General features: G+C 73.5%; 18 protein-coding genes and 5 tRNA genes. 9 read left to right on the plus strand and 14 right to left on the minus strand.

The features are described from left to right. The first annotated feature begins 37 nt into the window (after positions 1-37). Positions 38-451: an SsgA family sporulation/cell division regulator gene (locus PZB75_RS03490; RefSeq protein WP_030589699.1), complete on the plus strand. Its 414-nt coding sequence runs from the start codon at positions 38-40 to the stop codon at positions 449-451. Positions 452-740: 289 nt separating this feature from the next. Next, positions 741-1,298, plus strand: coding sequence for a CGNR zinc finger domain-containing protein (locus tag PZB75_RS03495; RefSeq protein WP_275533812.1), 558 nt, complete (start codon positions 741-743; stop codon positions 1,296-1,298). Between the two features lie 33 nt (positions 1,299-1,331). On the opposite strand, the gene PZB75_RS03500 is transcribed toward PZB75_RS03495, so the two are convergent. After that, entirely contained in the window at positions 1,332-1,487 is a 156-nt protein-coding gene (locus PZB75_RS03500) for a hypothetical protein (protein ID WP_275533813.1), read from the minus strand. Between the two features lie 189 nt (positions 1,488-1,676). Next, entirely contained in the window at positions 1,677-2,138 is a 462-nt protein-coding gene (locus tag PZB75_RS03505) for a hypothetical protein (RefSeq protein ID WP_275533814.1), read from the minus strand. 147 nt (positions 2,139-2,285) lie between these two features. Here PZB75_RS03505 and PZB75_RS03510 point away from each other — a divergent pair, with 147 nt between their 5' ends. Continuing rightward, a complete protein-coding gene (locus PZB75_RS03510) occupies positions 2,286-2,801 on the plus strand; it encodes a DsbA family protein (protein ID WP_275533815.1) in 516 nt (171 codons plus the stop codon). A 109-nt stretch (positions 2,802-2,910) separates the two neighbouring features. Here PZB75_RS03510 and PZB75_RS03515 read toward each other — a convergent pair whose 3' ends face one another. The 3 genes from PZB75_RS03515 to PZB75_RS03525 form a co-directional block, all read right to left on the minus strand. Continuing rightward, a complete protein-coding gene (locus tag PZB75_RS03515; protein ID WP_275533816.1) occupies positions 2,911-3,747 on the minus strand; it encodes a GNAT family N-acetyltransferase in 837 nt (278 codons plus the stop codon). Positions 3,748-3,823: 76 nt separating this feature from the next. Continuing rightward, positions 3,824-4,645: an aminodeoxychorismate lyase gene (locus PZB75_RS03520; protein ID WP_275533817.1), complete on the minus strand. Its 822-nt coding sequence runs from the start codon at positions 4,643-4,645 to the stop codon at positions 3,824-3,826. After that, on the minus strand, positions 4,642-5,706 hold the full coding sequence (locus PZB75_RS03525; protein WP_275533818.1) for a chorismate-binding protein: 1,065 nt from the start codon (positions 5,704-5,706) through the stop codon (positions 4,642-4,644). The genes PZB75_RS03520 and PZB75_RS03525 overlap by 4 nt, the downstream gene beginning before the upstream one ends. A 145-nt stretch (positions 5,707-5,851) precedes the next feature. Here PZB75_RS03525 and PZB75_RS03530 point away from each other — a divergent pair. From PZB75_RS03530 to PZB75_RS03550, 5 genes are all read left to right on the plus strand, one after another. Beyond that, positions 5,852-5,924, plus strand: a tRNA-Gly gene (locus PZB75_RS03530). Positions 5,925-5,961: 37 nt separating this feature from the next. Continuing rightward, a tRNA-Cys gene (locus PZB75_RS03535) sits at positions 5,962-6,035 on the plus strand. 1 nt (position 6,036) lies between these two features. Further along, a tRNA-Val gene (locus PZB75_RS03540) sits at positions 6,037-6,108 on the plus strand. Between the two features lie 18 nt (positions 6,109-6,126). After that, a tRNA-Val gene (locus tag PZB75_RS03545) sits at positions 6,127-6,198 on the plus strand. A 23-nt stretch (positions 6,199-6,221) separates the two neighbouring features. Continuing rightward, positions 6,222-6,293, plus strand: a tRNA-Val gene (locus PZB75_RS03550). Between the two features lie 179 nt (positions 6,294-6,472). Here the strand turns inward: PZB75_RS03550 and PZB75_RS03555 are convergent. The 3 genes from PZB75_RS03555 to PZB75_RS03565 form a co-directional block, all read right to left on the minus strand. Beyond that, positions 6,473-6,781, minus strand: coding sequence for a zf-TFIIB domain-containing protein (locus PZB75_RS03555; RefSeq protein WP_275533819.1), 309 nt, complete (start codon positions 6,779-6,781; stop codon positions 6,473-6,475). Positions 6,782-6,845: 64 nt separating this feature from the next. Continuing rightward, positions 6,846-7,811: an aminoglycoside phosphotransferase family protein gene (locus PZB75_RS03560; protein WP_275533820.1), complete on the minus strand. Its 966-nt coding sequence runs from the start codon at positions 7,809-7,811 to the stop codon at positions 6,846-6,848. Positions 7,812-8,011: 200 nt separating this feature from the next. After that, the gene (locus tag PZB75_RS03565; RefSeq protein WP_275533821.1) at positions 8,012-8,221 is read right to left on the minus strand and encodes a hypothetical protein; all 210 of its coding nucleotides are present in this window, start codon (positions 8,219-8,221) and stop codon (positions 8,012-8,014) included. A 593-nt stretch (positions 8,222-8,814) separates the two neighbouring features. Between PZB75_RS03565 and PZB75_RS03570 the strand changes: the two genes are divergently transcribed. Then, entirely contained in the window at positions 8,815-10,110 is a 1,296-nt protein-coding gene (locus PZB75_RS03570; RefSeq protein ID WP_275533822.1) for a serine/threonine-protein kinase, read from the plus strand. Between the two features lie 352 nt (positions 10,111-10,462). Here PZB75_RS03570 and PZB75_RS03575 read toward each other — a convergent pair whose 3' ends face one another. The 6 genes from PZB75_RS03575 to PZB75_RS03600 all read right to left on the minus strand — a co-directional run bounded on the left by PZB75_RS03575 (position 10,463) and on the right by PZB75_RS03600 (position 20,443). Further along, on the minus strand, positions 10,463-11,359 hold the full coding sequence (locus PZB75_RS03575; RefSeq protein ID WP_275533823.1) for an RNA methyltransferase: 897 nt from the start codon (positions 11,357-11,359) through the stop codon (positions 10,463-10,465). 63 nt (positions 11,360-11,422) lie between these two features. Continuing rightward, the gene (gene cobA / locus PZB75_RS03580) at positions 11,423-12,673 is read right to left on the minus strand and encodes a uroporphyrinogen-III C-methyltransferase (protein WP_275533824.1); all 1,251 of its coding nucleotides are present in this window, start codon (positions 12,671-12,673) and stop codon (positions 11,423-11,425) included. Positions 12,674-13,064: 391 nt separating this feature from the next. Then, the gene (gene cobT / locus PZB75_RS03585; protein WP_275533825.1) at positions 13,065-17,021 is read right to left on the minus strand and encodes a nicotinate-nucleotide--dimethylbenzimidazole phosphoribosyltransferase; all 3,957 of its coding nucleotides are present in this window, start codon (positions 17,019-17,021) and stop codon (positions 13,065-13,067) included. A gap of 333 nt (positions 17,022-17,354) precedes the next feature. Beyond that, entirely contained in the window at positions 17,355-18,593 is a 1,239-nt protein-coding gene (cbiE, locus tag PZB75_RS03590) for a precorrin-6y C5,15-methyltransferase (decarboxylating) subunit CbiE (RefSeq protein ID WP_275538565.1), read from the minus strand. Between the two features lie 216 nt (positions 18,594-18,809). Continuing rightward, positions 18,810-19,487 carry a GNAT family N-acetyltransferase gene (locus tag PZB75_RS03595; protein WP_275533826.1) on the minus strand — a complete coding sequence of 226 codons (678 nt, stop codon included), beginning with the start codon at positions 19,485-19,487 and terminating at the stop codon, positions 18,810-18,812. A gap of 104 nt (positions 19,488-19,591) precedes the next feature. Next, positions 19,592-20,443, minus strand: a complete 852-nt coding sequence (locus PZB75_RS03600; protein WP_275533827.1) for a MetQ/NlpA family ABC transporter substrate-binding protein — start codon at positions 20,441-20,443, stop codon at positions 19,592-19,594. Positions 20,444-20,526 lie beyond the last annotated feature (83 nt).

Below are 20,526 nucleotides of genomic sequence, written 5' to 3' on the forward strand. Positions count from 1 at the left end.
TCCCCGAGCGCACACTGAGCGAAAGGCCCTGGCGCTTATGAACACCACGGTCAGCTGCGAGCTGCACCTGCGCCTCGTTGTGTCGAGCGAGTCCTCACTGCCTGTACCCGCGGGCCTGCGGTATGCCACGGCCGATCCCTATGCCGTGCACGCCACCTTCCACACCGGAGCGGAGGAGACGGTCGAGTGGGTCTTCGCCCGCGACCTCCTCGCCGAGGGCCTGCACAGGCCCACCGGTACCGGAGACGTCCGGGTCTGGCCATCACGTAGCCACGGCCAGGGCGTCGTCTGCATCGCGCTGAGCTCCCCAGAGGGCGAAGCACTGCTCGAAGCCCCGGCGAGGGCGCTGGAGTCGTTCCTGAAGCGGACCGACGCCGCGGTCCCACCAGGCACCGAGCATCGTCACTTCGACCTCGACACCGAACTCTCACACATCCTGGCCGAGAGCTGAGCCAGGCCGAGAGCTGCACGGCGCCGTCCGACTCGGGGAGACGGCGCCGCGCGGACAACCTCATAGGGCACACACCGGCGCCGGAGCCGCGGAACCCACCGCGGTGACGGCGCCGGCGCCGGTTCCGGGCCCGCCTCCACCCCTCTCGGCCGTTTTCGGGACACTTCGGAGCCCGGGAGACCCAGCCCCGCCGTCGAAGGCTCCGACGGGCCCCTGTACGGGTCCGGCGAGCCAGTAGAGTCAGCGCGCACCGGCGGGCACCCGCCCCCGGCAGGCCAGGGAGCGAAGCGTGCTGATCCCCCACGACACCCGGATCGCCCTCGACACGGTGGTCGATCTGGTGAACACCGTGCCGGAGGGCGAGCGGAGCGACGGCATCGGCGACGTCGGGTCGCTGTACGGCTTCGCCGAACGGCACCGCATCAGTGGCGTGGACGAGCTCGGCCCGAGGGACCTGCGGGCCGTGCGGGACGTGCGCGCGCGGTTCGCGGAGATCTTCGCGGCGCCCGACACCCGTACCGCCGCCACGCTCGTCAACCGGCTCGTCGCCTCGGCCGGCACCACCCCCCAGCTCAGCGACCACGACGGTTACGACTGGCATGTGCACTACTTCGCGCCGGACGCCTCGCTCTCGGACCACCTCGCGGCCGACTGCGGCATGGCGCTGGCGTTCATCATCGTGGCGGGCGAGCGCGAGCGGCTGCGCCGCTGCGAGGCACCGGACTGCCGGCACGCGTTCGTCGACCTGTCGCGCAACCGCTCCCGCCGCTACTGCTCCAGCCGTACCTGCGGCAACCGGTTGCACGTCGCCGCGTACCGGGCCCGCCGCAAGGAGGCGGCGGGCTGACGAACCCGCGGCAGGCAGCGGCTCCCGGCGGGCTCAGAGCAGGAAGAGGTCATGTACCGCCGCCATCAACAGCAGGCCGCCCACCACCGTGAGGAAGATCATCAGGGGTGGCTGGGAAAGCGCGAAGAGGCAGCCACGCGGCTCTTCGGCGGGGGGTGCGGGGGCGTCGCCCCGGGACGTGTCCACCATCTCGGGACGATCATGACGCAAGCGCGGACCGCTTGGCGGTCAAGGCGCTTTTCCAGGCGGGAGTTCACCCTCTCCTCAGCCGAAAGCAATCGCTCCGGCGTCCGAACCGCCGTCACATGTTCGCGGACTCCGCACACCGGGGAGCACACCGAGAGCGCACCTGTGCGCCCGGCCGGCCCGGCCGCCGCGTCAGATGCCGTGCTTCTTCAGGATGGCCTCGATGTCACTGAAGTCGTCGCCGGACGCGCCGCCCGACTGCTTGCCCCTGACCCTGCCCCCCGGCTCGGAGCCGCGGTCCGGAGCGCCCGCCCCGAGTGAGGGCGCGGAGGCGGCGGGGGCGACCGCGTCGTGCCGCGCGGACCGGGCGGCGGCCCTGCGTTCCTTGCGGGTCCCCCCCGTGCGGCGCTCGACCGCACGGGTCGCCATGAAGAGCAGCCAGGCCGCCCCGAGCAGCCCGAAGCCGAGCCACACGCTCGGCCTGAAGGCGATGCCGGAGATCCATTCGACGGTACCGGTGAGCACCAGTCCGACCGGGACGAACGCGTAGGCCGCTGTCCGGGCCGCGGTGAGGAATCGTCTTCGGTAGGCGGTGACCGCGGCGATGCCCAGGCCCGCCGCGGATACCGCGGAACAGATGGTCTCGGCAATCATCGTGCCTCCAGGCGCAGGGGAAAGGTCCCTTCCATCGTGCACCCACCGAGGGGGACGGGGCCACGGTTCCGTGCCACATCAGGGACATTTCAGGGCCGCGCTCCTCCCTGAGGAGTGGCCGTGTCCGGGTGCTGGGAGACTGTCGGCATGAGCGATTCCACCCCCGCGACGCCGGTCGTCCTCGATCTCTGGTGCGACCTCGAATGCCCCGACTGCCACCGGGCCCTCTCCGATGTGCACGCGCTGCGGGCCCGGTACGGCGACCGCCTCCAGGTACGGCTGCGGCACTTTCCGCTGGAGAAGCACAAGCACGCGTACGCCGCCGCCCAGGCGGCCGAGGAGGCCGCGGCGCAGGGCAAGGACTGGCCGTACATCGAGGCGGTGCTCGCCAGGACCGACGCTCTCGGCCGGACCGGCGAACCGCTGCTCATCGAGATCGCCGCCGAACTGGGCCTGGACAGCGAGGAGTTCGACACGGCTCTGATCGACGGACGGCATCTGCTGATCGTCGACGCCGACCACGCGGAGGGCAGGGCGATCGGGGTGACCGGCACCCCGACGTACGTGATCGGCGGCGAACGGCTGGACGGCGGCAGGAGCCAGGACGGGCTGCGCGAGCGGATCGGGACGATCGCGGACCGGCTGCTGGCCGAGCGGGACTGAGCGCGGCGGACGGGGGGCGGGACCGGAGACCACGGAATCCGGGCCGGGAGGCGCCGGCCGGGGACCGGCCGGTTCGGCTTCGGCCGCTCCGGAACCGGCGCCTCCCGGCCTACAGGTCCTTGGCCAGGTTGTACATGGTGGGCTCGTAGCCCAGTGATTCGTACAACCGCAGCGCGGGGACGTTGTCCGCGAAGACGTGCAGACCGATCCGCCGCTCCCCGGAGGCGAGGGCGATGTTCTCCGCCTGGAGCATCAGCGCGCGGCCGTGTCCCTGGCCCCGGTGCTCCTCACGGACCTCGACGTCGAAGACGTACGCCACCGTGTCCTCCGCGGTCACACCGTGCCGCGCCACCCACACATGGCCGACGACCCGGTCCTCCCTGAGGAGGACGTGCATGTGCGCACCCTCGGTGGCGAGCCCGTCCGGGAGGTTCGTGGAGTGGTCCAGGTCGGACTTGCGCCGGGCCTGGTCCTCCGGGACGCCCTGGTCGATCCAGTTCTGCGCGTAGGCGACGCGGCTGGCGCGGTCCCAGCGCGCGTACTCCTCGTCGGACATGGGGCGCGCGGTGACGGTGTCCGGCAGGGCGGGTGGTGTCCCGGGCAGCCGCTTCAGCATGTTCCGGCTGCGTTCCGCGTATCCGAGCACGGCCGCCAGGCCCAGTGCCGCCGGATCGTCCGCCGGGGCGGTGAGGCGGACCTGGGCGCACCCCCAGCCGCGCAGCACCTCCTCGGCGGCGAGCGCGGCGATCGTGCCCCGGCCGCGCCTGCGGCTGGGACCGTCGATCCGCAGTGCTCTGAGCACACCGGCCCTCGCGCCGAACGCGGGGTCCGTGCCGATCTCGACGGCGCCGACGGGCCGCCCGTTGTCGCACACGTCGTACGCGCGGATCTTCGCGCCGTCGGCGCCCTGCTGGATCGGCCCGGTCGGCCTGAGTGTCGTGGTCATCAGGGGTGTTCTACCCCGCGGGCCCCGACCGCGTCACACACTTTTCCGGCCCTTCGAAAGGCCCTGCACCCTTCCGTCACGGGTCGATGTCGTCCTCGGCGCGCTCGGCGAAGATCCGCACGGCCTTGGCCGTGACGGGGCCGGGAGCGCCCGGGAGTTCGCGTCCGTCGATCCGGTGGACGGCCTGCACATCGCGGAGGGTGGAGGTGAGGAAGACCTCCTCGGCACGACCGACGACGTCCATCGGCAGCTCGGTCTCCCGGGCGCCCGTCCACTCCACGACCAGGGCGCGGGTGATCCCGGCGAGGCAGCCGGAGCGGACGGGCGGCGTGTGCAGCTGCCCGTCGAGCACGACGAAGACATTGGAACCCGTCCCCTCGCAGAGCTGTCCGACGGTGTTGGCGAACAGGGCCTCGGACGCCCCCCGCTCATGGGCGCGGGCGAGCGCGATGACGTTCTCCGCGTACGAGGTGGTCTTGAGCCCGGCGAGCGCACCGCGCTCGTTGCGCGTCCACGGCACGGTGATCACGGCGGTGGTGTCGGCGCGGCGCACGGTCTCCCCCAGTGCGATCACCAGTCCGGCCACGGCGTCGCCCCGGTCGGAGCCGAGCGGCGACACGCCACCGGTGTAGGTGATGCGGAGCCGGCCGAGCGGCATCGGGTTGGCGTCGATCACGGCCGCGACGGCCCGGCGCACCTCGTCGGTGTCCGGCTCGGGCAGTCCGAGACCGCGCGCCGAGCGGGTCAGCCGGTCGAGATGCCGGGTGAGCGCGAAGGGTGTGCCGTGGACGATCTTCAGGGTCTCGAAGACGCCGTCCCCCACGGTCAGTCCGTGGTCGAGCACGGACACCCGGGCGTCCTCGGCGTCCCGCAGCCCGCCGTTGACCCATATCCTCATGCTCTCGTCCCTCCGGTCGCGTGTGCACCCGACGCTACAGCGAGCAGCCGGGACGCCTTGAGTTCGGTCTCGTCCCACTCACGCTCCGGGTCGGAACCCCACGTGATGCCCGCTCCGGTGCCGAAGCGCAGCAGTGGGGCGGGCCCGGTCCGGTCGATCCAGAAGGTCCTTATGCCGACGGCCAGCTGGGCCGTGCGGCGGTCCGCGTCGACCCAGCCGACGCCTCCGCAGTACGGGCCCCGGGGCGCGGTCTCCAGAGCCCCGATGATGCCGAGCGCGCTGGCCTTGGGGGCCCCGGTGACGGAACCCGGCGGGAAGGCGGCGGCGAGCAGTGCGGGCCAGCCGGCCCCCTCGGCGAGTTCTCCTCGCACGGTGGAGACGAGATGGACGAGACCGGGGTGCTTCTCCGTCACACAGAGATCGGGGACGGTCACGGTGCCGGTGGCGCAGACCCGGCCGAGGTCGTTGCGGACCAGGTCGACGATCATCACGTTCTCGGCGTGGTCCTTCTCCAGGAGGTCGGCCTCGGTGCGTCCGGTTCCCTTGATGGGTCCGGACTCGACGGTCCGCCCGGTCCTGGCGAGGAAGAGCTCGGGTGACGCGGTGGCCAGTTCGACGCCGTGCCCGGGCAGCCGGATCGTTCCCGCGTACGGGGCGGGGTTGCCGCGTGCCAGCAGCGCGGTGAGGGCGTCCACGTCCGCGGGCCCCTCCGCGGCCGGACGCGCGGGCAGCGGCGCGGACAGCACACGGCAGAGGTTGGCCTGGTAGACATCGCCCGCCGCGATGTGCTCACGTATCCGCCGCACGCCCGCGGTGTACGCGAGCCGGTCGAGCGACGACGTCCAGTCACCGGCCGAGGGACCGCGCCACGCCCCCGGCACCGGGGCAGGCACGGGTTCGGTCCGTACGTCGTCGAAGCGGGCGCAGACGAGACGGCCCTCGAAATCAGCACATACCGCCCAGAAACCGGACGAGTCAAGGGCTGCGGGGTCGTCGGTCACGTCCCGGAGACCGGAGGCGACGAGGCCGCCGAAGCGGGCCAGAGGAGCGAGGTCGTGCACGCCGACGAGTCTATGGCGGCCCGCCACCGCCCGCGCCGGGGCGGAAGCGGCGCAGCACGCTGCGCAAACGTGTTTTTGTGCTGGCTCCGGAATCCGCTAGAGTTCAACACGTCGCCGGAACACGTGAGTGAACCGGAAACGACAAGCGGACGTAGCTCAGTTGGTAGAGCGCAACCTTGCCAAGGTTGAGGTCGCCAGTTCGAACCTGGTCGTCCGCTCGAAGTGGGGGGAGTCTTCCCGAGCCCCCGCACTCCTGGTGGAGTGGCCGAGAGGCGAGGCAACGGCCTGCAAAGCCGTCTACACGGGTTCAAATCCCGTCTCCACCTCCAAGGACGATTAGCTCAGCGGGAGAGCGCTTCCCTGACACGGAAGAGGTCACTGGTTCAATCCCAGTATCGTCCACCGGTCCGCAAGGACCCCGCGCGATTAGCTCAGCGGGAGAGCGCTTCCCTGACACGGAAGAGGTCACTGGTTCAATCCCAGTATCGCGCACGCAGTACACGCAGGGTCACCCTGCGCGATTAGCTCAGCGGGAGAGCGCTTCCCTGACACGGAAGAGGTCACTGGTTCAATCCCAGTATCGCGCACTGCCGTAAGCCCCCGGTCGTCTCGACGCCGGGGGCTTCGTCGTGTGCGGGCGCGGTCCTCCGTCCCTCATCGGCGCCGGGCCCGGTGGGTCCGGGCCCGGTGTCGATGCGGTGGAGTGCGGTGGGGTGGGGTCACGCGTTCCCGGCCGGTCCGGCCGGCTTCCGCTTCCCGCTTCCGGTCAGGAGGAGAAGAGCATCCGGCCGAAGCTCTTCTGCCGGTAGTGGCCGTGGTGGCCGCCGTGGTGCTGCGGCGCGCCCCAGGCGGGGCCGGGAGCCGCCGGGTAGGGCTGGGGCGGGTAGGACTGGGGCGGGACCGGGGGCGCGGGGGCGGGCGGCACCTGCTGGGTCCACTGCGACTCCAGGCGGGTCAGGGCCTCCAGCTCGCCGTAGTCGAGGAATATCCCCCGGCAGCCGCCGCACTGCTCGATCTGGACGCCGTTGCGGTTGTAGGTCTGCATCGGGGCATGACACTTGGGGCACTGCATCATCGGCTCGGCTCCTCGCCTTCGGTCCGCCTCGCCGGAACGCGGGTCCGGCGACGGTCGGTTCAGCCTACGACGGACGTCCCGGCGCCAACTCGGGTGGGAGGGCGGCGATTCGGGCACAGCAGTCGATCATCGTCCGCTCCACCTCGTCCGGATCGCGCCGCTGCTCGGCGGACTTCGCGAGGGCGAGTGCCGCCGTCTGGACGGTCAGGGCCCGGGCCGCGGTGTCCAGTTCGGGCCAGGGGTCACCGTCCGGGGGCACGGCGGGGCCGCCCTCGGCCCGGTAGGTGTCCAGGAAGCGCAGCCAGACCTCCGGGGGCAGCAGTCCGGCCGCGTACCAGGCGGCGGGCCTGGCGAGGTCCCAGGTGGGGTCGCCCCGGCCGAGATCGTCGATGTCGATGAGGAGCCAGCGGCCGTCCGGGGCCGGATGCCGGACCAACTGGCCCAGGTGGAGGTCCCCGTGGCACAGGGCGACGGCCCGGTGCGGGGGTGCCGGCTCCTCGGCCCGGGCCCAGTCGGGCAGCCGGCGCCAGGCGGCGTCCACCGGGGCGGTGGCCGAGTCACCGGGCCGGGCCGCCCGCATCCTGGCCACCGCGCGGGCTGCCTTCACCGGCCCGCGCATCGGGGCCAGTCCGCGCGGGGCACGGACCCGGTGGAGGCGGGCCAGCAGGACGGCGGCCTCCTCCCAGGGGGCGGCGTCCGGATCGTCCGGGTCGACGGGGGCGCCGTACGGCCAGAGGGTGATGAGGCGGCCATGACGTGTGGTGGGCCGGACGGACAACGGCGGCAGCAGGACACCGGCCAGCCGCGGGGCCGCGGCGAGGGCGAGCCTGGCGGCCAGGCCGGGGGCATCGGTGCCGGGGGCGTGCGCCTTCGCGACGGCGGGGCCGCAACGGACGACCGTGCCGTCGGCGCGGTCCGCGAGCACGTCCGGCGCGGGGCAGGCACAGGGACGGGCGGGTGATGCCGACGGGTCCGGGTGGACGAGGCCGTGGGCGAGGGCGCCGAGCGCCCGTACGACGGTGCTGGTCACGGTCTCCCCGGTGGCGTGCGGCAGGGGGCCCGGTGACGTCGGGCCCGGCGACGAGCGTACGAGCCGTGTCCGGGCAGCGCGAGGTCCGGTCAGCTCCCCAGCTGACCGGACGCACGCTGCCGTCCGCCGCACCCCCGTCCCCACGGGGTTGTTGGCCGGATGTCCCGGTCCGGACCGCTCTTCCGGACCCGGGGCGCCGCTCAGCGCCCCAGCATCACGCCCACGGACGACGCTTGGGTGACCACTGCCTCCCAGCCGCCGAAGGCGACCACGAGGAGGGCCGCCAGGGGAAGGACCATGGCGGTCGCCACCAACGGGTGGCGCCGGCCGGACGACGGACGGCTGCCGAACGAGGCACGGGCCCTGCGTCCCTGGGTACGGATCATGGTCCGTACTGCCGTGTCCGACATGGTTCCTCTCCTGACCTGATGTGGGGCGGCGGGCGTCGACCTCGGGGGACGAGCGCAGCGCCCGCCGCTTGACCTCAACATTAGGGACAGGAGGAGCACGGGTCGTCATGCCGGCGTACCGAATGCCGGGCCTCCCGGAGGATGAGTCGCCGATGCCCGGCGTACTCCCCTGGGTGGAGATCAACTGCCGGACCCCGGGGTCATCCCGGAAGGGTCGCGCCGCCCGCGCGGGGAAGCCGGCACGCGTCCGGGCCTTGCCGGACGGGTGACTTCACTCACTCCGCACTCCCCCGGGGGCACCTCCGGCAGCGCTCCGCGACCGGGTCGCGGGTACCCCGCCCGGTGGGTCCGGAGCGGGTCCGGCACCATCCGTACCGGGTCGGCCCCCACGTGCCCAACCGTCCGCCGGGTCAGCCGGATTGAGGTCGCGCGTCCGCCGGAGCCCGTGCGTGCGCGGCCCGCTGACCGCTTCTCACGTCCGCCGCCGGGCGCCGTCAATCGGTCGACGGGCAAGGGCGCGGCCTCTGAGCACGCCGGGCCACGGGTACGTAAGCTGTGCCCGTCAGGCGGACCGGCAGCGGGGATGGGCAGACATGGCGATGATGCGGCTCCGGCGCGAGGACCCGCGTGTCGTCGGTTCGTTCAGGCTGCACCGGCGGCTCGGCGCGGGCGGCATGGGGGTCGTCTACCTGGGCTCGGACCGGCGCGGCCAGCGGGTCGCGCTGAAGGTGATCCGTCCGGACCTGGCGGAGGATCAGGAGTTCCGGTCGCGGTTCGCGCGTGAGGTGTCGGCCGCGCGGCGCATCCGGGGCGGCTGTACGGCGCGGCTGGTGGCCGCCGATCTGGAGGCGGACCGGCCGTGGTTCGCCACGCAGTACGTACCGGGTCCCTCGCTGCACGACAAGGTCGCCGAGGAGGGTCCGCTGCCGGCCGCCGAAGTGGCCTCGATCGGTGCGGCGCTGTCCGAGGGGCTGGTGGCGGTGCACGAGGCCGGTGTCGTCCACCGTGATCTGAAGCCGTCCAACATCCTTCTCTCGCCCAAGGGCCCCCGGATCATCGACTTCGGCATCGCCTGGGCCACCGGGGCGAGCACGCTGACGCACGTCGGTACGGCGGTGGGCTCGCCGGGGTTCCTCGCACCGGAGCAGGTACGGGGCGCGGCCGTGACGCCCGCGACGGACGTCTTCTCGCTGGGTGCCACGCTGGCGTACGCGGCGATGGCCGATTCGCCCTTCGGGCACGGCAGTTCCGAGGTGATGCTCTACCGCGTGGTGCACGAGGAGCCTCAGTTGTACGAGGTGCACGACGCGCTCGCACCGCTGGTCCGCGCCTGTCTGGCGAAGGACCCGGAGGACCGGCCGAGCACCCTTCAACTCTCCATGCGGCTCAAGGAGATCGCCGCGCGGGAGGCGCACGGGCTGCACGAGAGCAGGCCGCCGGCGCAGCGGTCGGCCCTGGAGCTGGACCGGCCGACCGGGCCGCTGGACGGCCCGTACACCGAGCAGCACACCCGTCGGGCGGCGGGCCCTTCGACGTCCGGGACGGCCGGCCGGCCCGTGCGGAGTCCGTCGTCGCGTTCGTCCGCGCCCCGTACCGGCGGTGCGCGCCCGCAGGCGCCACGCGGCGGTGCCCGTCCCGGTGGGCGTCCCCGGGGCACGGACGGCAGGCCGGGCACCCGGCCCGGGTCCCGTCCGACGTCGGCGGGGCGGCGCCCGGCCAACCCCCGGCTGCTGCGGCAGCGGCTGTTCGTCTTCGTCGTGGTGACTCTGCTGGTCGCCCTGGGGATCGCGGCGGCACAGGGCTGTCAGGGCCCGGCGCGCGGGCTCGGCGGCGGGGACGGCGTACAGCGGACGTGGTCGGCGGCCCAGCAGTCGCCGTACGAGAGGTAGCCGGGCGGCCGGGGAGAACACCGTCGTACCGGGATCGCTTGCGGAGCCGGCCGGTACCGGCCGCACGGCGACGGGCCGGGCGCCGGGTCAAGGCGGTTCGCGGCAGGGCGGCATCGGGCACGGCACCGGATTCGGACGGTTCGCGGCCGGACGGCATCAGGCCCGACGCACCGGGTCCAGGCGCTTCACGGCCGGGCGGCCTCGGGCCCGGCGCCGGATTCGCACGGTTCGCGGCCGGGCGGCATCAGGCCCGACGCACCGGGTCCAGGCGCTTCACGGCCGGGCGGCCTCGGGCCGGGCACCGGATTCGGACGGTTCGCGGCCGGGCGGCATCAGGACCGACGCACCGGGTTCAGGCGGTTCGCGGCCGGGTGGCGTAGAAGGCGACGGCCGAGGCGGCAGCCACGTTGAGGGAGTCGACGCCCGCGTCCATCGGGATGCGGACGTGCTCGTCGGCCGCGGCGAGGGTTCTGGGGGCGAGGCCGGCGCCCTCCGTGCCGAAGACCAGGGCGAGTGCCCCGACGTTCCGCGCGGCGAATTCGTCGAGGGTGATCGCCCGGTCGCTCAGGCAGAGCGCGGCGACCGTGAACCCCTCGGCACGCAGGGCCTCGACGTCCTTCGGCCAGGACTCGAAACGAGTCCACGGGATCTGGAAGACGCCCCCCATCGAGACTTTCACGGACCTCCGGTAGAGAGGGTCGGCGCAGCCCGGGGTGAGGAGCACGGCGTCGACGCCGAGGGCGGCGGCGTTCCTGAAGGCCGCCCCCAGATTGGCGTGATCGACGATGTCCTCGAACACGGCGACGCGCCGAGCCCCACCCTCCCGCGGTCCCGGACGCAGCGCTCCGCCGGTACCGGTGTGATCGCCGACGGACTCCACCGTTCCCCCGCGGCGGGCCGTCGTGAGCAGTTCGCCGACGGACGGCAGGGGGGCGCGCCGCATGGAGGCGAGGGCGCCGCGGTGCACGTGGTAGCCGGTGACACGTTCGGCGATCTCCGGGGCGACCGCGTAGACGGGAGCCGGCACCTCGTCGATGACATCGCGCATGACGTCGACCCACTTGGGGGTGAGCAGCATGGACCGCATCTCGTAACCGGCGTCCCTGGCGCGTCGGATCACCTTCTCGCCCTCGGCGATGAAGAGGCCCTCGGCGGGTTCGCGCCGGCGCCGGAGTTCGACGTCGGTCAGGCCGGTGTAGTCGTACAGGCGCGGGTCGTCGGGGTCGTCGACGGTGATGAGTTCAGCCACGGGTGATGCTGCCTTGTCCGGTGTGGGTTACCAACGGCGGGTGGGAACGACGGCTCCCGGCGGTCACTCGGCGGGAAGGCCGGTGCCGGGTCCGACCGCGACGACGTCACCGATGACGATCACGGCCGGGGGACGCACGTTCGCGGCGACGGCCCGGTCGGCGACGGTGGCGAGCGTGGCATCGACGCGGCGCTGGGCCGCCATGGTGCCCTCCTGGACCAGGGCCACCGGGGTCTCGGGGTCCTTGCCGTGGGCGATGAGGGTACGGGCGATGGCGCCGATCTTGTCGACGGCCATCAGCAGCACCAGGGTGCCGCGCAGGCGCGCGAGGGCGGCCCAGTCGACGAGCGACCGCGGGTCGTCGGGGGCGACGTGACCGCTGAGCACGGTGAACTCGTGGGCGACCCCCCGGTGGGTGACCGGGATGCCCGCCGCGCCGGGGACGGAGATCGAGCTGGAGATGCCGGGGACGACGGTGCAGGGGATGCCGGCCTCGGCGAGCGCCTGGGTCTCCTCCATGCCGCGGCCGAAGACGAACGGGTCGCCGCCCTTGAGGCGGACGACGGCCTTGCCCGCCCTCGCGTGCTCGATCAGCGCGTTGTTGATCGCCTCCTGGGCCATGAAGCGGCCGTACGGGATCTTCGCCGCGTCGATGACCTCGACGTGCGGCGGGAGCTCGTCGAGCAGGTCGCGGGGGCCGAGCCGGTCGGCGATGACGACGTCGGCCTCGGCGAGCAGCCGCCGGCCGCGCACGGTGATCAGGTCGGGATCGCCGGGTCCGCCGCCGACGAGAGCGACGCCCGGCGTCCGGCGGCGGTGGTGCCGCGCCGCGAGGGTGCCGTCGCGCAGGCCCTCGACGACGGCGTCCCGGACGGCGGCGGAGCGGCGCGGATCGCGGCCCTGGGTGTCGGTGGTGAGGACGGCGACGGTCACGCCCTCGCTGCGGCCGGTGGCCGGGGTCAGCGCGGTGGCCGCGTCGGCGGCGTCGCTGCGCACGCACCAGACGCGGGCGCGCTCGGCCTCGGCGGACACGGCGGCGTTGGCGGCGGTGTCGGTGGACGCGACGAGGGCGTACCAGGCACCTGCCAGGTCGCCCTCCTGGTACGCGCGGCGCTCCCAGCGGATCTCCCCGGCCGTCGCCATCGCCTCCACGGACGGGGTGGCGGTCGGCGATATGAGGACGATGTCGGCACCGGCCGCGATGAGCGCGGGGAGGCGGCGCTGCGCGACCTGGCCGCCACCGACGACCACGACGCGGCGCCCACTGAGGCGCAGTCCGACGGGGTAGGCGGGGTGATCGGCGTGCTCGGCCATGACGGTGTGCGCTCCTCGGCGGGACGGCGGACTGCGGTGGCGCGACCGCTGCGGCGGTGGAGCGGCGCTGGTGGGACGGGGTACGGGACCTCTGTGACCACTTTACGGGGCGCGACCGGGGCGGAGCCCAGGGGCGGGTACGGGGTCGGCGACGCGGGAAGACCGGGCGGGCAGGGACAGCGAGGTGAGCGGAGGGACGGGACCACGGGACGAAGGGACCACGGGACGAAGGCGCCCCGCGACGCGGCTGCGTCGTGGGCGCCTCCTCCGGGTGGTCCGTGGCCGGAGAGCGCCGCAGCCTGGCCGTTCTCCGGCCGTGGTGGTTCCTTCGCCCTGCCGACCACTTCACCGCGCCGGCTGCTTCGCCGTAACGGCCGCTTCGCCGTGCCCGCTACTTCTCGGTGACGCCCGCCGAGTCGAACGTGGCCACCTCGTGCATCGCGCGGGCCGCGCTCTGCACGACGGGCAGCGCGAGCAGTGCGCCGGTGCCCTCACCGAGGCGCAGGTCGAGGTCGACCAGCGGGCGCAGACCGAGCTTGTTGAGCGCGGCGACATGGCCGGGTTCGGCGCTGCGGTGTCCGGCGATGCAGGCGGCCAGGGCCTCTGGCGCGATCGCGTGGGCGACCAGGGCCGCGGCTCCCGCGCTGACACCGTCCAGGATGACGGGCGTGCGCAGGGACGCGCCGCCGAGGACGAACCCGGCCATCGCGGCGTGTTCCAGGCCGCCGACCGCCGCGAGCACACCGATCGGGTCGGCCGGGTCGGGTCGGTGCAGTTCGAGGCCCCGGCGGACCACGTCGACCTTGCGGGCGTGCATCTCGTCGTTGATGCCGGTGCCGCGTCCGGTCACCTCGGCCGGGTCGATGCCCGTGTAGACGCAGATCAGCGCGGCGGACGCGGTGGTGTTGGCGATGCCCATCTCGCCCGTGAGCAGGCCCTTGTTGCCGGCCGCGACCAGATCGCGGGCGGTCTCGATGCCGACCTCGACGGCGGCGAGGACCTCCTCGCGGGTGAGCGCCGGGCCGACCGTGAAGTCGGCCGTGCCGGGACGCACCTTCCGGGGCAGCAGACCGGGCGTCGCGGGCAGGTCCGACGCGACACCGACGTCGACCACGCAGACCTCGGCTCCGACCTGGGCCGCGAAGGCGTTGCAGACGGCTCCGCCGCCGAGGAAGTTGGCCACCATCTGCGCGGTGACCTCCTGCGGCCAGGCGGTGACGCCCTGTGCGTGCACTCCGTGGTCACCGGCGAAGATCGCGACCGCCGCGGGCTCCGGAATCGGCGGCGGGCACATCCGGGAGAGCCCGGAGAGCTGCGCGGAGATGATCTCCAGCATGCCGAGCGCGCCGGCCGGCTTGGTCATCCTCTTCTGGCGTTCCCATGCCTCGCCGAGCGCCTTGGCGTCCAGCGGACGGATGTTGGCGATGGTCTCCTGGAGCAGGTCGTGCGGCTCCTCACCGGGGAGCGCGCGACGGCCGTACGTCTCCTCATGGACGACCCAGGACAACGGGCGGCGCTTGGACCAGCCCGCCTGGATCAGCTCGGGCTCCTCGGGGAACTCGTCGACGTATCCGACACAGAGGTACGCGACGACTTCGAGGTGTTCGGGCAGGCCCAGGGCGCGGACCATCTCCCGCTCGTCGAAGTAGCTGACCCAGCCGACGCCAAGTCCCTCGGCCCGAGCGGCGAGCCAGAGGTTCTCGACGGCGAGCGCGGAGGAGTACGGGGCCATCTGCGGCTGGGTGTGCCGGCCGAGGGTGTGCCGGCCCCCACGGGTGGGGTCGGCGGTGACGACGATGTTCACCGGGGTGTCGAGGATGGCCTCGATCTTCAGTTCCTTGAACTGCTTGGCCCGGCCCTTGGGCAGTGACTTGGCGTAGGCGTCACGCTGACGCTGGGCCAGTTCGTGCATGGAACGGCGGGTCTCCGCCGAGCGGATCACGACGAAGTCCCAGGGCTGCGAGTGGCCGACACTGGGGGCGGTGTGCGCGGCTTCCAGGACGCGGAGCAGGACCTCGTGCGGGATGGGGTCGCTGCGGAAACCGTTGCGGATGTCCCGGCGTTCCCGCATGACGCGGAGGACGGCTTCGCGCTCGGCGTCGTCGTAGCCGGGGGCGGGCGCGGTGGTCTCGGGCGCGGGGGTCCCGGACTCCACGGCGGACCGGTCCGCTTCCGTGGCTTCGTCCACGGCCACTGCCTCGTCCGTGGTATCCGTGGCGACCGCTGCGGGGGCCTCGGCCGCCGCCGGTGCGGCGGGCTCCGTGATCTCCGGGACCTCGACGTTTTCCGTAGCTGTCCCGGCCTCGGGACGCGCCTCGGGAGCGGGTACGGACACGGATGCCGGTACGGGGACCCGCTCGGCGGCGGGTGCTGCTTCCGGCGACTCGGGGGCGGCCGCCTCGGACGTGGCCGGGGCCTCCGGGCCCGGAGCGGTCCGCGCGACCGTCACCGGTTCGGTGACCTCGGGAGCGACAGCCTCGGGAGGGACGGGCTCGGCCGCCACCGGTTCGGTGACGGTCGCCTCGGGAGCGACGGGCTCGGCCGCCATCGGCTCGGGCTGTGCCGCCTCGACGACCGCGACGGGCTCGGGCGGAGCGGCTTCCGGCGCGGCCCGGACCGGCGCAGGTTCCATGACGATCGCGGCTCGCGCGGGCCCGGGTTCCGCCACGGGAGCGTCCGGCCGCGCGGACTCCGTCATCGCTTCGGGTGTGACGGCATCGGGAAGCTCGGCGGCGGGGTCGACCGCATCGGGCCGGGCGGCTTCGGCAGCCACGGCTTCCGGCTGGACGGCCTCGGGAGCCGGCGCCGCCGGCTGAGCGGTCTCCGGCTGAGGGGCCTCCGGCTGAAGAACCTCCGGCTCGGTCCGTACCGGCTCCGCCGCCGGGGCGGTCTCCGTCTGCACCGGTCCGGCCACAGCGGGCTGCTCCACCGCGGCCTCGGGGGCGGTCTCCGGGGTGGGGGCGACCTGTTCGGCGGTCACCGGCTGCTCGGCGGCCACCTCGGGGTCGGCCGCCTCGGCCACCTGGACGGGCGCGGGCCCCTCCACGGGCGCGGCGGGGGCGGCGGGCTCGGCGGAAGCGACCTCGCCGCCATCCGCGGCCTCGACGGCCCCTGTGGTCTCGATGACCTCGGCGGTGTCGGCGGTCTCGGCGTCATCCGCGACCTCGGTGGCCTCGCCGGCCTCCCCGTCATCCGTCGCCACCACTGACGGCTCGGCCGGGACCTCCGCGGGCATCGCCGCCGAAGGCTCCGCGGCCTCGGCGGGCGGCGCCTCGGCCACTGCCTCCGCCTCCGCCACCCCCGTTGCCTCGGCCACGGCTGCCGCCGGGACGACGGTCGCAGGAGTCTCCGCAGCGACCGGAGCGGTCTCGACCGCGACGGCATCCGCCGAGGGGGCGTCGACGACGGGCTCGGGCCGGGCCGCCGGTCCGGCCGGGGCGGACTCGGCGACCTGGGCCGCCGGGGCCTCGCCGACCGCCGGTTCGGGGACCGCCAGTTCCGGGGAGGCCGGTTCGGGGACGGTCGGTTCCGGCACCGTCACCGCCGCCACAGGCGGTTCCGGGGAGGCCGGTTCCGGGGAGGCCGGTTCCGGGGAGGCCGGTTCGGGGACGGTCGGTTCCGGCACCGTCACCGCCGCCACGGGCGGTTCCGGAGCGGCCTGCGGCACGGGCGGCTGCGCGGCCCACGGGCTACCGCTCTGCGGCGGGATCTCGCCGAGCTGGGGGCCCGGGAGCACGGCGGCCTCACCGACAGCCGAATCAGCGAGCCCGGGACCGGTCGTCGGCGGTCCGGAGTGCCGCGCGGCCGGCGAGCCCGCCGGGCCGCGGTCGGCGAGTGAACGGACCACTCCCCCGGTCTGTGTCCCGCCGTATGACGGACCGGCGTCGGCCGCCGGACCCCGGTGCAGCGGGCGGCGCGCGGCGGACTGCGCCTGCGCGCCCACCGGCACCTGGGGCTGCGCCGGGGACTGCGACTGGGCCGGCCCGGGGATGCGTACGCCGCTGAGGTCCACGGCGCCGGAGTCACGGCCACCGGACTCGTGTGTGCCGGGCCTGGCGTCGGCCTGCTGCTGGGCGTACCCGTTCCGAGCGGCGGCGTGTGCGCGGGTCTGCGTCCTGGTCTGCCCGGGAACGCCGGCGTGGTGCTGCTCGACCGACTGGCTGGGCACCACCTGCGGGTCGCCCCAGCCGCCCTGGGAACTCGGCATCAGGAGAAGATCGTCGTCCTCGGTGACATGCTCGGAGGGGTCGAGGAAGGTGTACGCGTCCGGGGCGGGGACGCCCGGCTGCTCCACCATGCCTGCGTTCTCCGGCAATCCCTCGCCCGGGACCTGGCCGGTGTCAGTCATGCGTACCCCTCGCCCATCGTCAGTGCTCCTTCGGCCCATCGCCCGGGGCGCCCGGCCACGGCACGCCGACACTCGCCAACAACAACGAGCGGACGCGACGCGCGGCACGAACCGCTCGCGAGCACACAGCATTCTCGCGGCTTTTCGTCGCCGCGGCGGCAACTCCCGCCACGGCCGGCTGTGGACTGCGCCACGTTGCGCGGCCCCCGGTGGTGCCGTATCACAGCGGGGGCCAAAACGGTCCCCTTTTCCGGACATTGACGAACGAAGCGACGAACGTCCGGCTGCGGTACAACAATCGGCCAGCCTACCTCCCGCCACGCTCCGACCGGGTCACGGGGCGAGGTCGGAGCGCAACGCCGAGAGCAGAAAGACGACCGCGCGTTCCCGCTCCGACCAGGTGACGGCGTCGAGTTCCACGGACTGGAGCAGCGCGCACTCGACGGTGTACCCGTTCTCGGTGAGCGCGGTGCCGAGTGCTTCCGCCTCGTCCCTGGTCGACGCGTGGGTGACGACGCGTTCGGGCCTGCGGTCGGTGACGGCGACGACCACGGGCACGCCACCGCCCCCGATCCGTACGACGTCCGGCTCGGGCAGGCTCTCCAGCACATGGGGGGCGCGTCCCTGGACGACCTGGAGCTGGACACCGAAGGCACGGGCGTTCGCCGCCGTACGGGCGCAGGCGGCCGGATCGCTGTCGACGGCCAGGACCGCCGCGCCGAACCGGGCGGCCTCCACCGCCAGCGCGCCGCTGCCGGAGCCGATGTCCCAGACGAGGTCGCCGGCGCGCGGTCCGAGCCGGGCCAGCTGGACGGCCCGCAGCCCTGGCGACTCCCCCTCCGAAGCCCCGGCCGGCTGTTCCTCCCAGGTGGCTCCGTACGCGTCGGCGGGCAGCGCCCAGCCCCGTACACCACGCGGGTAGGCCGGATGGCGGCCCGAGATCCACTGGCCGGTGGCCTGGGGCTCGGGCCCCCCGCCGATCACGATCACGACGTTCGGGTCGCGCCAGACGTGGTCGGCGGCCCGGTCGGACGTGAGGACGGTGACCTGTTCGCGGTCGGTGCCCAGCTCCTCGCAGATGACGAACGTCCGGTGGACGCCTTCGAGCAGCAGGGCCAGCTCGGCCGGACCCGCCCCCGGCGAGGTGAGGACGGCGACCTTGTGATGGGCGCGGCAGACGTTGACGGCGCGGCGCAGGGTGCGCGGGTGGGCGACGACGATCTGGGCGTCGTCCCAGGGCATCCCGGCACGGGCGAAGGCGGTGGCGACGGAGGAGACGGCGGGTACGACCTCCACCTCCAGCCCGTGCTCGGGGGCGTGCAGGGCGCGTACGACCCCGAAGAAGCCGGGGTCGCCGTCGGCGAGGACGACCGGGCTGCCGCGGTGTCCGGCGATCCGGCGGGCGGCCAGGTCGATGCTGCCGAGGCGGACGCGTTCGGCGCCGGGCGGCACTTCGGGCAGTGCGAGGTGGTGGGCGGCGCCCGCCACCAGGGTGGCGGCCGAGAGCGCGGCCCTCGCCGCGGCGGTCAGGGGCGAGCCGTCCCAGCCGATCACCGTGACCCGGTCGGCCATCGTCGTCATTCTCCAGGGGTCTGTGACAGGCGGGGGCTGCCCGGCCGCATGGCGGGCAGGGGGTGAGGTTACCGGGCCGTACCGGGCGGGTGCCGCGGGGCCCGGACCTGATGTCGCGGGCTCCGGGTCCGGTGCCGGCCGTGGGACCGGTCCGGGGCGGACGCAGTGGAACCTCGGCCCGGTGTCGTGGAATCCCGGGCCCGGTGTGCCGTGGGGTCAGTTCCAGTCGTTGTGGGCGCCGTAGCGGCCCGCGTCGGTGAGTTGTCCGGCCACCTCTTCCAGGTCCTCGGGAAGCAGGCTCCAGACGATCAGATCGGTGCGGATGTCGGTCCAGCCGCCGTCCTCCGTCTGGCTGCGCGCTATCCAGGCGTTGCGCAGGACGCCCTCGCTGATGCAGCCGAGCTTCTGGACGACCTGCTGGGAGGCGGAGTTGTCGGCGGCGGTGCGCAATTCGACGCGTTCGAAACCCTGGTCGCGGAAGAGCCACTGGGCGACGGCGAGCACCGATTCGGTGGCGTATCCCTCGCCGCGCGCCCAGGGGGCGGTGATGTACGAGGCCTCGGTCGCGCGCAGCCGCCAGTCGGTGCCGTGCAGCCGGACGGTGCCGACCAGCCGCTGGGTGAGGAATTCGGTGACGGCGAAGACGATGCCCCTGCCCTGGGTGCGCTCCGCCGGGGCGATCCGGCGGACCCAGCGCTCGGCGTCGACCTGGGTGTAGGGGTGGGGCACGGTCGTCCACGCGGTGACGAGTTCGTCGTTCATCATCTCGATGTAGGCGGGGACGTCCGCCATGTCGAGGGGGCGCAGCACCAACCGATCCGTGCTGATGGAGATGTCCGGAAAGGTGGAAGTCATGCGCAGCTCCATGCCGAAGACCGTGTAAAGGCACAGCATGCAGCATCGGGCGGGGGGCGCGCATGGGCGGGGGTGCGGCACGGCGGAGCCCCGCGCGTCCCGGTGGGACGGGCGGGGCTCCATGGGCAAGTGCCGTCCGGCGGTCAGGACTTGGCGGGGATGACCGAGCCCTGGTAGGTGTCGTCGATGAACTTCTTGACCTCGTCGGACTTGAGGAGTTCGACGAGCTTGAGCACCCGGGCGTCCTTCTCGTTGCCCTTCTTCACCGCGAGGATGTTGGTGTACGGGTTGCCTTCGGCCTTCTCCAGGACGAGGGCGTCCTTGGCGGGCTTGAGCTTGGCCTCGATGGCGTAGTTGCCGTTGATGACGGCGGCGTCGACGTCGTTCAGGGCGCGGGGCACGGTCGCCGCCTCCAGCTCCTTGAACTGGAGGCCCTTCTTGTCCGTGATGTCGCTGAGCTTGGCGTCGGTGCCGACGCCGTCCTTCAGGGTGATCACGCCGTTCTGGGCGAGGAGCTGGAGGGCGCGGCCCTCGTTGGTCGTGTCGTTCGGGACGGCGACGGTCTGGCCGGACTTCAGGTCCTTGAGGTCCTTGACCTTCTTGGAGTACAGGCCGAGGGGTTCGAGGTGCACCTGGGCGACCGGGACGATGTGGGTGTTGTTCTTCTTGTTGAAGTCGTCGAGGTACGGCTGGTGCTGGAAGAAGTTGGCGTCGACCTGGCCGTTCTCGGTGGCGGTGTTCGGCAGGACGTAGTCCGTGAACTCCTTGACCTCCAGCTTGAGGCCGGCCTTCTCGGCCAGGTTCTTCTTGACGAATCCGAGGATGTCGGCGTGCGGCGTCGGGGACGCGGCGACGACGAGCGCCTTCGAGGTGTCGGCCTCGGCGCCCGTGCCGCTCTTGGCGGCGGGGTCCGAGTCGGTGCCGCAGGCGGTGAGCCCGAGGGCGACGGCGGCGGTGACGGCGGCGGCAGCGGTGATCTTGATGTTCTTACGCACGAAGAGTGCCTCTTTCCGATGGTGATGGTGGTACGCCCGGACAAGGAGTGCGGGCTCGTGGGTGGGAGGGTTCAGGGGGCCGG

Source organism: Streptomyces sp. AM 4-1-1 (assembly GCF_029167625.1).
Taxonomy (GTDB): domain Bacteria; phylum Actinomycetota; class Actinomycetes; order Streptomycetales; family Streptomycetaceae; genus Streptomyces.

Bases quoted from the DNA above. Each gene is read 5' to 3' on its own strand.
- PZB75_RS03595 (WP_275533826.1), bottom strand. From the start codon at position 19,487: ATGCTGTGCCTTTACACGGTCTTCGGCATGGAGCTGCGCATGACTTCC.
- PZB75_RS03520 (WP_275533817.1), bottom strand. From the start codon at position 4,645: ATGAGGATATGGGTCAACGGCGGGCTGCGGGACGCCGAGGACGCCCGG.
- PZB75_RS03570 (WP_275533822.1), top strand. From the start codon at position 8,815: ATGGCGATGATGCGGCTCCGGCGCGAGGACCCGCGTGTCGTCGGTTCG.
- cobT (WP_275533825.1), bottom strand. From the start codon at position 17,021: ATGACTGACACCGGCCAGGTCCCGGGCGAGGGATTGCCGGAGAACGCA.
- PZB75_RS03490 (WP_030589699.1), top strand. From the start codon at position 38: ATGAACACCACGGTCAGCTGCGAGCTGCACCTGCGCCTCGTTGTGTCG.
- PZB75_RS03505 (WP_275533814.1), bottom strand. From the start codon at position 2,138: ATGATTGCCGAGACCATCTGTTCCGCGGTATCCGCGGCGGGCCTGGGC.
- cobA (WP_275533824.1), bottom strand. From the start codon at position 12,673: ATGGCCGAGCACGCCGATCACCCCGCCTACCCCGTCGGACTGCGCCTC.
- PZB75_RS03510 (WP_275533815.1), top strand. From the start codon at position 2,286: ATGAGCGATTCCACCCCCGCGACGCCGGTCGTCCTCGATCTCTGGTGC.
- PZB75_RS03500 (WP_275533813.1), bottom strand. From the start codon at position 1,487: ATGGTGGACACGTCCCGGGGCGACGCCCCCGCACCCCCCGCCGAAGAG.
- cbiE (WP_275538565.1), bottom strand. From the start codon at position 18,593: ATGGCCGACCGGGTCACGGTGATCGGCTGGGACGGCTCGCCCCTGACC.
- PZB75_RS03565 (WP_275533821.1), bottom strand. From the start codon at position 8,221: ATGTCGGACACGGCAGTACGGACCATGATCCGTACCCAGGGACGCAGG.
- PZB75_RS03515 (WP_275533816.1), bottom strand. From the start codon at position 3,747: ATGACCACGACACTCAGGCCGACCGGGCCGATCCAGCAGGGCGCCGAC.
- PZB75_RS03555 (WP_275533819.1), bottom strand. From the start codon at position 6,781: ATGATGCAGTGCCCCAAGTGTCATGCCCCGATGCAGACCTACAACCGC.